This is a genomic window from Saccharothrix ecbatanensis, assembly GCF_014205015.1.
GTDB classification, from domain to species: domain Bacteria; phylum Actinomycetota; class Actinomycetes; order Mycobacteriales; family Pseudonocardiaceae; genus Actinosynnema; species Actinosynnema ecbatanense.
The window spans coordinates 1,970,889-1,983,568 of record NZ_JACHMO010000001.1 but is presented as its reverse complement, the minus strand read 5'-3'; the positions used below and the strand labels follow the sequence as shown (position 1 = coordinate 1,983,568).

Sequence of the window (12,680 nt, the reverse complement as noted above, 5' to 3'; positions counted from 1 at the left end):
CCATTACACCGCCGCATCGCGCTCCTAGTGTCCGATGTATGGAAACCACCAGCCACCTGCTGTCTTCAGTGCTGATGGCGCGCTTCGCCGCACAGGGATTCCTCCGCCTCGACGCGGTCGTGCCCGACGACCTCAACGCCACGGCGATCGACGCCATGACGCGTGGGGTCCCGGGCGTGCCCTACGGAGTTCCGCTGGAAGCGGCGTTCCCGGACGACTCGTTCGCCCGCCGCCTCGTCGACCTGCCACCCGTCGCCGGGGCGCTGCACAGCCTCGTCGGCCCCGACCCCACCGTCGACCACATCGCCGTGCACGTGCGCGAGCCGAACGAGGGCAGCGCCCAACCCCTGCACGGCGACGCGATCATCGACACCCGGCGCGACGCGTTCGACGTCCAGCTCATGTACTACCCGCACGTGGTCACGCCGGACATGGGCGGAACGCTCCTGGTTCCCGGCAGCCACCTGCGCCTCACCAACGAAAGCGACACCGGGCGCTACCAGAACCTGCTCGGGCAGATCCGGCTGACCTGCCCCGCGGGCACGGTGCTGCTGCTGCACCACGGCATCTGGCACGGCGGCAGGCGCAACGACTCCGCACGCCGCCGTTACATGTTCAAGATCAGGTTCAACCCCGCCGAACCCCAGGTCCGCCTCTGGGACACCGGCGACCTGGACGATCCCGCCGTCGTGGCCGAGCTGTCGACCACCTTCCCCTGGTACGAACAGGCGACCGGGCGACTGGAGATCTACAACAGGATCGCGCTGTGGCGGACGCTGACCGGCGACGACACCTTCGACATCGAGCACTGGGCGACCAGGGTGCACAACCGTCCCGGGAGGACCGCGTGAAGCAGCGAGTGCTGGTGCTCTACCTGTCCTCGTCGTCCCTGGACGACCGGGTCGTCGGCTGGGCGTCCTACGACGGCACCGGACGCACCCGACCCACCACCGGGGACACCGACCGCCCGCCGTACGAGACCGGGACCGACGCCCTGCTCGACGGCTGGCGACTCTTCCAGGCCTCCCAACTCATCCCGCCCTACCCGGGGCACGAGTACGACACCTCGTTCCTCAAGCACGAGTTCCTGTTCGAGAAGCTGGAGTGACGTCCCCACCGACACAGCGGTTCCCCGTCCGGAGGAGGCTGTCCCGGACGGGGAACCGCTGTGTCACGGCCGGCTACGGGATCAGGAGCAGACAGTGCCGTTCAACGTCGGTGCGGTGAACGGCGGCGTCGTTCCGTTGTAGCTCGCGTTGTAACCGATGGTCGTCGTTCCACCGGTCGGGAGCGACCCGTTCCAGGACGCGTTGCCGACCCGGACTGTGTCGCCCGTGTCGGTCCACGTCCCGTTCCAACCGTGCGAGACGGTCACACCCGGCGCCGAGAACGTGAGGGTCCAGCCGTTGATCAGCTGCCCCCGGTTCGTGATCACGATCTCGCCGGTGTACCCGCCCGTCCACTGACTGGCCACGCGGTGGGTCACCGTGCAGCCGCCGCCGGGGTTGTTGCTCGTGGTGGTCGTCGTCCTCGACGTCGATGTCGTCGTCGACGTCGGACCCGCCGCGATCGCCAGGTCGTACGCGCGCTGCGGCACGAACTGGCCTGCCTGCGCGATGCAACCATCCGCTTCGCCCGGCAGCTTGACCCACAGGAAGGCGGCGATCCTCGCGTCGCCCGTGTTCGTCGTGCTGGGCGTGCCGATCGCGCGACCGGGCGGGTCGCACCACTCGGTGCCCTGCGGGCCGTTGCCGTTGCGACTGGTGTCGATCACGGCCTTGAACCTGCTGTCACCGAGGGCGTTGAGGATGTTCTTGGTGTAGTTCACCTCGTCGGGCGTGCTGCGGTAGTTCGACACGTTCGACGCGATGCCGTCGGCACTGTTGGCGATGTCAGCCGCACGGAGCCTGTTAGCGGCCTCCGCCGGGCTCAGCCACGCCGAGTTGCCGATGTCGTAGTACACCTTGGCCTGCCCGGAACCGGACTTCAGCTTCTTGCCCGCGTAGGCCATGGACGCCCTGGTCTCGGCCTGCTGGCTCGCGTTCTGGCAGTTGCTCATGATCGGCAGCACGTCGGGCTCGAGCACGATCGTCGCCGGACGACCGGCCAGTCCCGCCGCGACCTCGTCCACCCACGCCCGGTACGCCGAGTGGGAAGGCGCACCGCCGCCGCTCGCGCCGCCGCAGTCCCGGTTGGGGACGTTGTAGACCACCAGGATCGGGATCTTCCCGGCCGACGCCGCCGCGCCGACGAAGGAGCTGACCTCCGAGCGCACCGTCGACGTGTTGGTGGTGGTGTACCACCGCGCCTGCGGGACCGAGGCGATCCGGTCACGGATGAGCGGCGCCCGCCAGTCGCCGGGGTTGGCGGCGACCCACTTCGCGCTGGAACTCGACGGGTCGACGTAGAACGCCGAGTCGGCCGCCTGAGCGGTCGCACCGCCGCTCACCGCCAGGGCCACTGCCCCAGCGACCAGTGCGCTCGAAAGGACGCACGCGGCCGCGGTCCGTTTCCTGTGTGTCATCGTGATCCCGCCCCTCACAGTGCCGGGTACGCGTTCTGGACGAGCGAGGTGAACCCGGCGGGGAACCACGAGCCGGCGTGCGGCGCACCGGCCATGGCACCGGTCAGGTTGCCGCCGTTGGCCTGGTCGTCACCGCGGAAGGCCGGGTCGCACATCGGGTCGTGCTGCTTGCCTTCCTCGTTCGGGCCGTCGGTCTTGGTCGCGATGCCGTCGGACTCACCGGGCGGCTTGATCCACACGTAGGCGTCGAAGCCCGCGCGCGGCGCGGCGGTGGGCCGTGCGCCGATACCGGCACCGACCTGGTTGCACCAGTTGCCCCGGTGGAGCTTGCGGTCGATGCGGCCGGAGTTCACGTGCGCGTCCACCGTCGAACCACTCGCGCCGGTGGGCCGGTTCGGGCCGCCCCAGCCGTTGCGGGAGGTGTCGATCAACATGCCGATGCCGCTGGGGAAACCGGCCGAGATGAACCGGTTGCGCATCTCCGCGCCGAAGTCGGCCTCGTCGAAGTACGGGTTCCACTGGTAGAAGGCCGCGGACCGCAGTTGCTGGCTCCCGACGGTGAGGTTCGGGTCGGGCAGGTTGACCTCGTCGGTCGGCGAGGTGTTGGCCATGTTCGACACGAAACCGTCGACGCTGTTGACGCCCTTGGTGGCGCCCTTGATGGTGTTGGCGATCAGCTGCACCGAGGGACCCATGTTGGTGTCCCAGCCCAGCCACCCGGCGTGCCCGATGTCCACGTAGTTGTAGACGTTCGAGATCGCGCTGAGCTTGCTCAGGGCGTACTGGATGCCCTGGACGTACGCGCCGCTGGAACTGGCCTCGGCGCACTTGGCCTTGCCGAGGTTCGTCACCAGGTTGGGCAGCGAGTCCGGCTCCACGATCGCGACGATCCGCAGGTCGCGGTACTTCGGGTCGGCCAGGATCGCGGCGATGGGGTCGATGTACTCGACCTTGTACCGGGCCAGGCCGTTCTCGCTGACCTTCAGCTCGCCATTGGACGCCAGTGCCGCGCAGTCGCGGTTGGGCAGGTCGTAGACGACGACCTGGATCACCACTGGCGTGCCGCCGGCCGACTGCCGCAGCGCCTCGTCGAGGTGACCGGTCAACCCCCGTCCGGCGGTGATGGCGCCGATGCGGTCCATCCACACGGCAGTGGAGTTCTGGGCGACCTTGCGCATGGAGGTGCCGAGGGCGCCGCCGGTCGCGTCGGCCAGCGTGTTCACGTTCTCGACGTAGTCCGGGTTCAGGTAGCCCTTGGCGCCCTCGTAAGGGTTGGCCACGTGCTCACCCGGGTTGCCCGGCGTGGTCGTGGTCGTCGTTGTCGAGGTCGTCGTCGAGGTTGAGGTCGACGTGGACGTGGAGGTCGACGTGGAGGTCGACGTCGTGGTCGTAGGACCACCGCCGCACGTGTTGCCGTTGAGCTTGAACACCGTGGGCAGGGCGTTCGCGCCCGAGTACGAGGCGTTGAAACCGATCGTCGCGCTTCCGCCCGTGGGGAGCGACGGCGCCCAGCCGGGGTTCTTGGCGCTCACGTGCTGCCCGGACTGGTCGTAGGTCGCGCTCCAGCCGTTGGTGATCTTCTGGTTGCCCGGGAAGTCCCACTCCAGGGTCCACCCGCCGGTGATCGCGTCGCCGAGGTTCTTCAGCGTGACGTTGGCCGTGAAGCCGGTGTCCCACTGGTTGACCTTGTAGTCGACCGAACATCCGGGGGCCGCGCTGGCCGAGGTGCTCGCCAGGATCAGCAGCCCCGAACACAGGGTCAGGGCGGCGGCAGCGGCGCCGCCACGTGCCAGTTTCGTTGCACTCATTCAGGTCCTCGCAGCGTCGATGCTGTGTTGGGGGGGACGGCTCCTAGCTTTTCCGGGAGCGCTCCCAGAAGCGTGGTCACCAAACGCGAATGTAACCACGCAAAGCGGCCCAGTCAATTACCGGAATGCTAAAATTGTTAGCGCAGACTTTAGCGGGCTAAACGCGTGCGCTAACTTTTGAGCAGAATTTAGCTTTCCGCCGGACCTGACGCGAAACAGTTGCGTGACGCCTTGACCGAGCGTGCGCGATCATTCACAGTCTGAAGAGCACGACCCGACTCTCGCGGCCGGTAATTGGCGTGCCCAAATGCGCTTCCATTGCCACCGCGGGCACCTGAGCCCCGCGGTGTCCGACCCGAAGGACATGTGATGGAACATTCGATACGAGCGGTCATTCGGTCGACGCCCGCGCGTCGACCGAGAACAACGGCGTTGCTGCTCGTCGTAGGACTGATCGCCACCATGATGACGATGGCGTTCACCGGCTTCGCCCAGGCGGCGGGCACGACGTTGGCCACCGCAGCTGCCGAGAAGGGCCGGTACTTCGGCACCGCGGTAGCCGCGGGCAGGCTCGGTGATTCGACCTATTCCGGACTCCTCCAGCGGGAGTTCGACATGGTCACCGCCGAGAACGAGATGAAGATGGACGCGACCGAGCCGAACCAGAACCAGTTCAGCTACGGCAACGCCGACCGCATCGTCAACCTCGCCCGCTCCCAGGGCAAACGAATCCGCGGCCACGCCCTGGCCTGGCACTCCCAGCAGCCTGGCTGGATGCAGCGCATGGAGGGCTCCGCGCTGCGGTCCGCCATGCTCAACCACGTCACACGAGTCGCCTCCTACTACTCGGGCAAGATCTACGCCTGGGACGTGGTGAACGAAGCGTTCCAGGACGGTTCATCGGGCGCGCGTCGTGACTCCAACCTCCAACGCACCGGCAACGACTGGATCGAAGCCGCATTCCGCGCCGCGCGGGCGGCGGACCCGGGCGCGAAGCTCTGCTACAACGACTACAACTCCGACGACTGGACGCACGCGAAGACCCAGGCCATCTTCCGGATGGTCCAGGACTTCAAGCAGCGCGGCGTCCCCATCGACTGCGTCGGCCTCCAATCACACTTCAACGCCCAGTCCCCGGTACCCGGCAACTACCAGACCACCCTCCAGAACTTCGCCAACCTCGGCGTCGACGTCCAGATCACCGAACTCGACATCGAAGGCTCCGGCAGCGCGCAGGCGTCCAACTACGAGCGCGTGGTCAAAGCCTGCCTCGCCGTCACCCGCTGCACCGGCATCACCGTCTGGGGCATCCGCGACACCGACTCCTGGCGCGCCTACGGCACCCCACTCCTCTTCGACGGCTCAGGCAACAAGAAACCCGCCTACACCGCCGTCCTGAACGCCCTCAACGAGGGCTCCATCCCCCAGCCCGGCGTCATCGACCCGACCGCGTGGTACGTGTTGGTGAACCGCAGCAGCGGTAAGGCGCTGGACGTGTACGGGCTGGCCACGAACGACGGTGGCCGCATCGCCCAGTGGAGTCGCAACGACGGCGCCAACCAGCAGTGGCAGTTCCTGGACTCCGGCGGCGGCTACTACCGCGTCAAGTCCCGCCACTCCGGCAAGGTCCTCGACGTGCCGAACTCCTCCACCGCCGACGGCGCCGCGATCCAGCAGTGGAGCGACCACAGCGGCGCCAACCAGCAGTTCCGCGCGGTCGAGTCGGGCGGCTACCACAAGCTGCTCAACCGCAACAGCAACAAGGCCGTCGAAGTCCAGGGCTCTTCCACGGCCGACGGGGCCAACGTCGTCCAGTACAGCGACTGGAGCGGCGCCAACCAGCAATGGCAGCTCGTCCGCGTCGGCTGATCGGGCAACGGAACGGGCCAGCGCCCGTGGCCGCAGTGGCCACGGGCGCCGGCCCGTTCCGACCGTCCACCCACTCACAGGGGTGATCAGCTGACGTTGGCGTAGTACGAATGCACGTCCAGCTGCCCGTTCCCGCTGAAGATCTCCGTGCCGTGCTGCACGCTCGTCAGGTACTTCTGGTTGCTCAACCAACCCCGGTTGACCAAGTGCGACGTGAAGTCGCGCAGGTTGAACGTGGCGGAGTTGGTGTTGCCCGTCCGGACGAACGAGTAGACCTCCCAGCCGATGTTGCCCCGGTACAGGTCCCAGTTGGCGCCGGCGATCGACACGGTGGCCTGCCGCGTGCCGACCGGTCCGGCGCCACCGGCGCGGTAGGTCCAGATCATGATCTCGTCGGACGGGTTGGTGGTGCCCGGGTTGGACATCGGGTGCAGCCACAGGTCATAGGCGACGTTCATGACGTTCGCAGTGTTCTGCTTGACCGTGTAGCTCGCGCCCGTGTTCACCGACCGGTTGTCCGACAACCGGACCGGCAGGCCGGTGCCCGACAGCTTGGTGCCCCAGTGCCAGCCGAGCACGGAGCTGGCGTAGGACTTCACCTGACCCGGCCCGCCGCTCCAGTCCCAGGCCGTGCCCCACGAGATCGAGCCGCCGGACGAGCCGTCCCACACGCACTGCCACCCCTGGCCCGAGTTCTGGCCCCACACGTTGTTGTTGATCCAGTACTTGCCCATGGTGATCGAGTAGAAATCTTCGCAGCTACCGGCCGCTTGCGCGGTGCCGGTCGTCGGCAAGGTCAGTGCGGCGGCGGTCAGCACGGCTACCATGAACCTTTTGAGCACGAAGGTCCACCTTTCTCATCGAAATTCGGCGGTTAACGCGGACGAAACGCTACGCACCGCTTTTCGCGACTGTCAACATTCGAATGACAGGGCGAATTTCGATTCGAATGGCGTGGCCTCTTTGGTCGATTTCGTCGAATAATTCCGAACACGCGCCCACCGGGACCCGGATACTCCGAATCGCCGTCGAAATGCCCCGGTGGGCGCGCCCGGTCGCACGGTCAGGCCGGGGTGCGCAGGGTCCACTGCTGGTTGGGCTGCCCGGAGCAGGACCACAGGACCAACTTGGCGCCGTTGCCGGTGCCGTAGTTGTACGCGTCCAGGCACAGGCCGGACTGCACGTTGGTGATGGAGCCGTTGGCGTTGACGTTCCACTGCTGGTTGGTGTCGCCGTGGCAGTCCCAGATCACCACCTGCGTGCCGTTGGCCGTGCCACGGCCGTAGGCGTCGAGGCACTTGGTGCCGTAGACGACCAACTGCTTGCCGGAGGTGTGCGTCCACGACTGGTTGGGTTGGCCGTGGCAGTCCCACAGCTGCAACTGCGTGCCGTTGGTGGTCGTGGAGCCCGGCACGTCGAGGCAACGCCCGGACGCCGCGCCGACGACCTGCTTGCCCTGCGGTGCGACCGGGTCACCGATGCTCCCGGGCACCGCACGCAACGCGTTGTACCAAGTCGCGGCCATCTTGTCGTAGCCGGTCGCCGTGGGGTGGATGCCGTCGATCAGGTCGGCCGTCGTCAACGCGGCGTGCATGTCCACCAGGCGCACGCGCTTGCCCGCGTTGACCTTGCTCTGCACCATGCCGGGGATGGTGGCGTTGAAGTTCCGGGCGGCGGTGTTCTGCCCGGCGTTGGCCAGCGGGATGATCGTCGCGACGAACACGTCGGCGTCCGGCACGGTCGCGGTGATGCGGTCGACGAGCGCCGACAGGCGGGCGGGCGCTCCGGCCACGTTGAAATTTTGCAGGATGTCGTTGGTGCCGATGTGCAGCAGCACCGTGCGCGGCGTCGTGTTCCGCAGCCAGGTGACGACGTTCGCGTCGATCTGGTCGATGCGCCAGCCCGGGTGGCCCTGGTGGTCGTGGTCGCCGAGCGAGCCCGGACCGTTGAACTGCGAGCCGACGAAGTCCACCCGGTAGCCGCCGGACCCGAACCGCTGCCACAGCCCGATCCGGTAACCGCCGGGCACCTGCGTCCCCTCGGTGATCGAATCGCCCAACGGCATGACCCGCACGCCGCCGTTGGACTCCGCGACGGCCTGGCCGGCCGGCAGCAGCGCGGCGGTGACCAGCGAGGCGGTGACCAGGGCAGTGGCACGGGCGGCGAATCTGCTGAGGCGTTGTCGCACTTGCACTCCTCGGGTTGAGCCGCGGTCCGGCACGGCGTGCCGGACCGCTGTCGAGTCACGAACTCTGATGGTGGTGGGGAATCAGCTGACGCCCCACTTCTGGTTGGCACCACCGTTGCAGGTCCACAGCTGCACCTGCGCCCCGTTGGCCGTGGACGCGCCGGACACGTCCAGGCACAAGCCGGACTGCGCTCCGGTGATCGTGCCGTTGGAGTTGACGTTCCAGCGCTGGTTGGCCTGGCCGTTGCACGACCAGATGACCGCCCTCGTGCCCGCGCTCGTCCCCTGGCCGTAGGCGTCGAGGCACATCTGGCCGGAGCCAGCGGACACGGCCAACTGGCCCGAGGACGTCCGGGTCCACGTCTGGTTGGCGCCGCCCTGGCAGTCCCAGATCCGGGCCTGCGCGCCCGCCGTCCCGTTCGGCACGTCGAGGCACTTGCCCGCGCCCACCGCGCGCACCGCGCCGCTCGGGGTGGTGCCGCCACCGGTGGTGTAGCCGGCCGCGATGACGTTGGCCTGCACCGCGTTCTCGGTCGCGTCGGACGGGTAGCCCGCGACCATGGCCCCTTCGTAGAACGTGCCGGCGCTGAGGTTCGCGCCGCCGTCGGGCTTGCAGCAGTCGCCGCCGCTGCCCAGGATGATCGCGCCCTGCTTCTTCATCGGGCTGTACCCGTTGGGCAGCGCGCCGTCCCACAGCGTGGTGAGGTTGCCGACCTGCGCGTCGCTGCCCTTGAGCGCGAACCGCGTGGTCCCGTTGTTCTTCAGCATCGCCGTGACGAACTTGCTGGTGAAGGCGCGCTGGTTCGGGTTCCACGACTGGCTGCCGCCCGGGAAGAGACCCCATTCGAGATCCGCCTGGACCCAGGGACCGGTTCCGGAGCACCCGCCGAACCAGCACTGCGTGCTGAAGTTGATCGCGTCCATCGCGCCGGCCGCGTCGGCTTTCCGGGTCGTCTCGCTGTTGCCGTAGTCGAAGCAGCAGCCGTTGTTGACGTGGGTGCCGCTGGTCACCATGTACATGCCTTCCGGCTGGGCGCCGGTCGGCACGCCCGTCAGGTGGCCGTCACGCCAGTAGCTGTTGCCGGGGTTGATGTAGAGCGAGTAGGCCTTGCTGCCGCCGACCGCCAGCGACTCGGAGGTCGCGAGCGCGGGCCTGCTCTGGGGCGACCCGGGCACGACGTCCGATCCCTGGTACCACAGGTCGTTGCCCCGGCCGGACTGGTCGTAGACCACCGTGATGACGCAGGTGGTGCCGGCGCAGAACGAGTCCTGGGTCGCGGCGTTGGCGGTGCCGCCGGCGGCCATCAGACCGATGTTCCTCGTCGTGTTGTCCGACGAACGCCTGACCTGGTAGAGGTTTCCGGCGTACGAGCCGTAGAGCGCCCGCGTCGTGCTGTGCGCGGCCACGCAGGGCGTGCCGCCCGATGCGTAGATGTCGCACGGTCCCGTGCCGGCCGCCAACGCGGTCACCGGTGCGGACCACGTCGTCAACGCCGCGGGCAACAGGGCCAGTGCCATCACGACACGCGCGCGCACCGCCGCCCGTGAGCGCCACCAACGCTTCACGGACGCCTGCGGGGAACCGGGTAAGGGCTGCATTCTCACTCCTACGACGATGTGGGAGGGCAGGGTGTGCGGCGGCGGAAGCGCACCAGGACGCGCCGGGTGCGTGAAGTGCCGAAACAGCTCGTTGGGCAGGGTTTCGAATCGCTTCGACTACTGCCGACCGTAGGTGCTAAACCAGCGCTAAAGCAACGGTGGCGCAGCGCTTGACATGACCAGCGCGCGGAGGCCGGCGGACGGCCTCCGCGCGGTGGGTCAGTTGCGCGCGCTCCACTGCTGGTTCGTGCCGCCGTGGCACGACCAGAGGTGGAGCAGGGTGCCGTTCGCGGTCCCGTTGCCGCTGGCGTCCAGGCACAGCCCGGACTGCACCCCGGTGATGGTGCCGTTGGCGTTCACGTTCCACTGCTGGTTCGTGCCGCTGTGGCAGTCCCAGATGATCGCCGCGGTGCCGTTCGCGGTCCCGGCGCCGCTGGCGTCCAGGCACTTGTTGCCGTTGACCATCAGCTGCTTGCCGGAGGTGTAGGTCCACCGCTGGTTGGCGCCGCCGTTGCAGTCCCAGAGCCGGGTCTGTGCGCCGTTGGCGCTCCCGCCGGGTACCTCGGCGCAGCGACCCGACTGGGTTCCCACGAGCATGGCGTTCTGCGGGCCGGTGGTGCCGCCGCCCCCTGGCCCGGCGTTGGCCATCACGGCCTGCGCGCCGGACGGCCAGTTTCCGTTGCTGACGACCGTGTTGCCGGACACCACGTTGCCGCGGTCGCCGTTGGTCACGTTGGTGCTGCTGTTGGTCGACCAGTTGTTGGTGACCGTCCAGTTGCCCATGTTCTCGCCACCCCAGTAGTTCGCGGTGGCCCACGTGCCGGTGTTGTTGAAGACGTTGCCCGTGACGGAGTAGTACTTCGAGCCCTCGTCGAAGTAGACCCCGAAGTAGCCGTTGGTCCGCTGGCAGTGGTTCCCGCTGATCGAGGCGCCCGGGTTCCACGCCAGCGTGTAGATGCACCCGCCGTCGTGCATCTGCTGCATGACGTCGTGGATGTAGTTGTTGACGAGCCGGTTGTTGGACGCCGTGGTCGCTGTCGTGTAGCGCGGCTGGTAGTTGTACAGGCCGCGGGTGGCGTAGTTGTTGTTGCCGCCGGCGTCGTTGGCGCCCCAGCCGTACCCGATCGACATGCCGGAGTACGGCATGTTGTAGACCTCGTTGTGGGACACGGTGGCGGTGCTGACGTAGGTGTTCAGCACCGAGACGTTGCCCCGGTACTCGATGCCGAGGTCGTGGATGCGGTTGTAGCTGACGGTGATGTCCCGGTTGACCATCCGCTGGTCGCTCGGGTGGTGGGCGTCGGCGCGCACGCCGCCGACCACGATGCCACCGGCCGAACTGCGGGCGATCTCGGACCGCGTGACGGTGATGTTGCTGGCGCCCAGGCCGACACCGCTGGCGTGGGCGTTCGCGTCGTTGCCGATGCCGATGGCCGTCTGGCCCAGGTTGACGAACTGCGACTCGCTGAAGGTGATGTTGTTGGCGGCGGAGACCTGCACGGCGGCGGGCATCTGGTTCCAGTGCGGTCGCGCCGCCTCGAACTGGGTGCAGCCGTTCTGGCACGAGGTCAGCCGGTCGCCCGGCCAGTTCCAGTTGCCCCCGATGTAGGAGCCGGTCTGCTGGTCCGCGTACCCCTGGTTGCTGCTGGGGCCGAGCCAACTGGTGCCGGTGAACGTGATCCCGCTGAACGAGATGTGGTGCGCCGGCGCGGCATAGGTGCCGCCGACGTCCACCAGCGACTGGAGCAACGGCAGCTCGACGCTGACGGCGCTCATGTTCTGCCCCGCCAACGGGATGTAGGACAGCGCGCCCGTCCCGGGGTTGAGGTGCCACTCCCCCGGTGAGTCCAGGAACTCGTAGGCGTTGGCCAGGTACAACGGCCCGGCCCGGTGCGGCTGGGTCAGCGTGTCGTACCCGAAGGTGTTGTTGTTCCACGCGGGCTGCTGCATGGTGAGGAAGTTCCCGCTGATGCTCTGCACCGGCGAGTACCGGTCGGTGAACGAGTTGACGCTCTCCACCTCGACCCGGTTCTGGTTGCCCAGGTTGTTCAGGTAGTTCAGCGCGGAGTTCGAGAACCTCATGCCCGTGCTGGTGAAGCTGAAGTCGGCCCGGTTCACCTGCGTGCGGGCCCGGGTCGCGACCGCGCCGTTGACGTACAGCTGGCGTGAGTCGATCCCCGTGGGGACGTTGGCACGCCAGATGTTCCGGCCGGCGTCGACCACCGACCAGCCGGTGACGGCGCGGGCGCCGCTGATGACGGGACGCGCGGACGGGGCCGCCTGCCACAGCACGCGGTAGCCGTTGTTGCCGGAGTCCGCCGCGGTCAGCCGCAGCGGCTCGGAGAGCCGGTACACCCCGTCGGCCAACTGCACGACGATGTCACCGGACATGCTGCCGTTCTGCGACCGCACCGCGGCCTGGGCGGCGGGCACCGAGCACGGCTGGGTGACCGTGCAGCTGGTGCCGGTGCCGGAAGGGGAGGCGTAGAGGGTCGTGGTGGCGGCGGACGCGGAAGGTGCGAGAGCCACCGCGGCGACCGCGGCGGTCAACACCACCGTGGCGGCACTCGCGGACAACGGCCTTCGTACCGCAGAGGAAGAGGACGCGAACAAGGAGACCTCCTGACTTGGAGTGTGGTCTGCAAGCTCTACCGACGTGCCGGATGGGCACGTCGTTCTGGCACGGCGTTCG

At 68.0% G+C, this 12,680-nt stretch carries 9 protein-coding genes; 3 read left to right on the top strand and 6 right to left on the bottom strand.

What is annotated here, in order from left to right; translation table 11 throughout:
• The first annotated feature begins 38 nt into the window (after window positions 1–38).
• The gene (locus F4560_RS08550) at window positions 39–851 is read left to right on the top strand and encodes a phytanoyl-CoA dioxygenase family protein (protein ID WP_184918396.1); all 813 of its coding nucleotides are present in this window, start codon (window positions 39–41) and stop codon (window positions 849–851) included.
• Window positions 848–1,108: a hypothetical protein gene (locus F4560_RS08545; RefSeq protein WP_184918394.1), complete on the top strand. Its 261-nt coding sequence runs from the start codon at window positions 848–850 to the stop codon at window positions 1,106–1,108. The genes F4560_RS08550 and F4560_RS08545 overlap by 4 nt, the downstream gene beginning before the upstream one ends.
• Before the next feature lie 81 nt (window positions 1,109–1,189).
• Here the strand turns inward: F4560_RS08545 and F4560_RS08540 are convergent, their stop codons facing one another.
• Window positions 1,190–2,461 (bottom strand): glycoside hydrolase family 6 protein, encoded by a 1,272-nt coding sequence (locus F4560_RS08540; RefSeq protein WP_312868847.1) that lies wholly within the window; start codon window positions 2,459–2,461, stop codon window positions 1,190–1,192.
• 77 nt (window positions 2,462–2,538) lie between these two features.
• Window positions 2,539–4,332, bottom strand: a complete 1,794-nt coding sequence (locus F4560_RS08535) for a glycoside hydrolase family 6 protein (protein WP_184918390.1) — start codon at window positions 4,330–4,332, stop codon at window positions 2,539–2,541.
• A gap of 462 nt (window positions 4,333–4,794) precedes the next feature.
• Here F4560_RS08535 and F4560_RS44250 point away from each other — a divergent pair, with 462 nt between their 5' ends.
• The gene (locus F4560_RS44250) at window positions 4,795–6,201 is read left to right on the top strand and encodes a glycoside hydrolase family 10 protein (RefSeq protein ID WP_246478233.1); all 1,407 of its coding nucleotides are present in this window, start codon (window positions 4,795–4,797) and stop codon (window positions 6,199–6,201) included.
• An 86-nt stretch (window positions 6,202–6,287) separates the two neighbouring features.
• Here the strand turns inward: F4560_RS44250 and F4560_RS08525 are convergent, their stop codons facing one another.
• The 4 genes from F4560_RS08525 to F4560_RS44245 all read right to left on the bottom strand — a co-directional run bounded on the left by F4560_RS08525 (window position 6,288) and on the right by F4560_RS44245 (window position 12,565).
• Entirely contained in the window at window positions 6,288–7,043 is a 756-nt protein-coding gene (locus F4560_RS08525; protein WP_221483406.1) for a GH12 family glycosyl hydrolase domain-containing protein, read from the bottom strand.
• A 221-nt stretch (window positions 7,044–7,264) separates the two neighbouring features.
• Window positions 7,265–8,389: an RICIN domain-containing protein gene (locus F4560_RS08520; RefSeq protein ID WP_312868844.1), complete on the bottom strand. Its 1,125-nt coding sequence runs from the start codon at window positions 8,387–8,389 to the stop codon at window positions 7,265–7,267.
• 81 nt (window positions 8,390–8,470) lie between these two features.
• Window positions 8,471–9,988 (bottom strand): arabinofuranosidase catalytic domain-containing protein, encoded by a 1,518-nt coding sequence (locus tag F4560_RS08515; protein WP_184918387.1) that lies wholly within the window; start codon window positions 9,986–9,988, stop codon window positions 8,471–8,473.
• Window positions 9,989–10,207: 219 nt separating this feature from the next.
• Entirely contained in the window at window positions 10,208–12,565 is a 2,358-nt protein-coding gene (locus tag F4560_RS44245) for an RICIN domain-containing protein (protein ID WP_246477759.1), read from the bottom strand.
• Window positions 12,566–12,680 lie beyond the last annotated feature (115 nt).

Bases quoted from the DNA above. Each gene is read 5' to 3' on its own strand.
- F4560_RS08550 (WP_184918396.1), top strand. From the start codon at position 39: ATGGAAACCACCAGCCACCTGCTGTCTTCAGTGCTGATGGCGCGCTTC.
- F4560_RS08515 (WP_184918387.1), bottom strand. From the start codon at position 9,988: ATGCAGCCCTTACCCGGTTCCCCGCAGGCGTCCGTGAAGCGTTGGTGG.
- F4560_RS44250 (WP_246478233.1), top strand. From the start codon at position 4,795: ATGATGACGATGGCGTTCACCGGCTTCGCCCAGGCGGCGGGCACGACG.
- F4560_RS08535 (WP_184918390.1), bottom strand. From the start codon at position 4,332: ATGAGTGCAACGAAACTGGCACGTGGCGGCGCCGCTGCCGCCGCCCTG.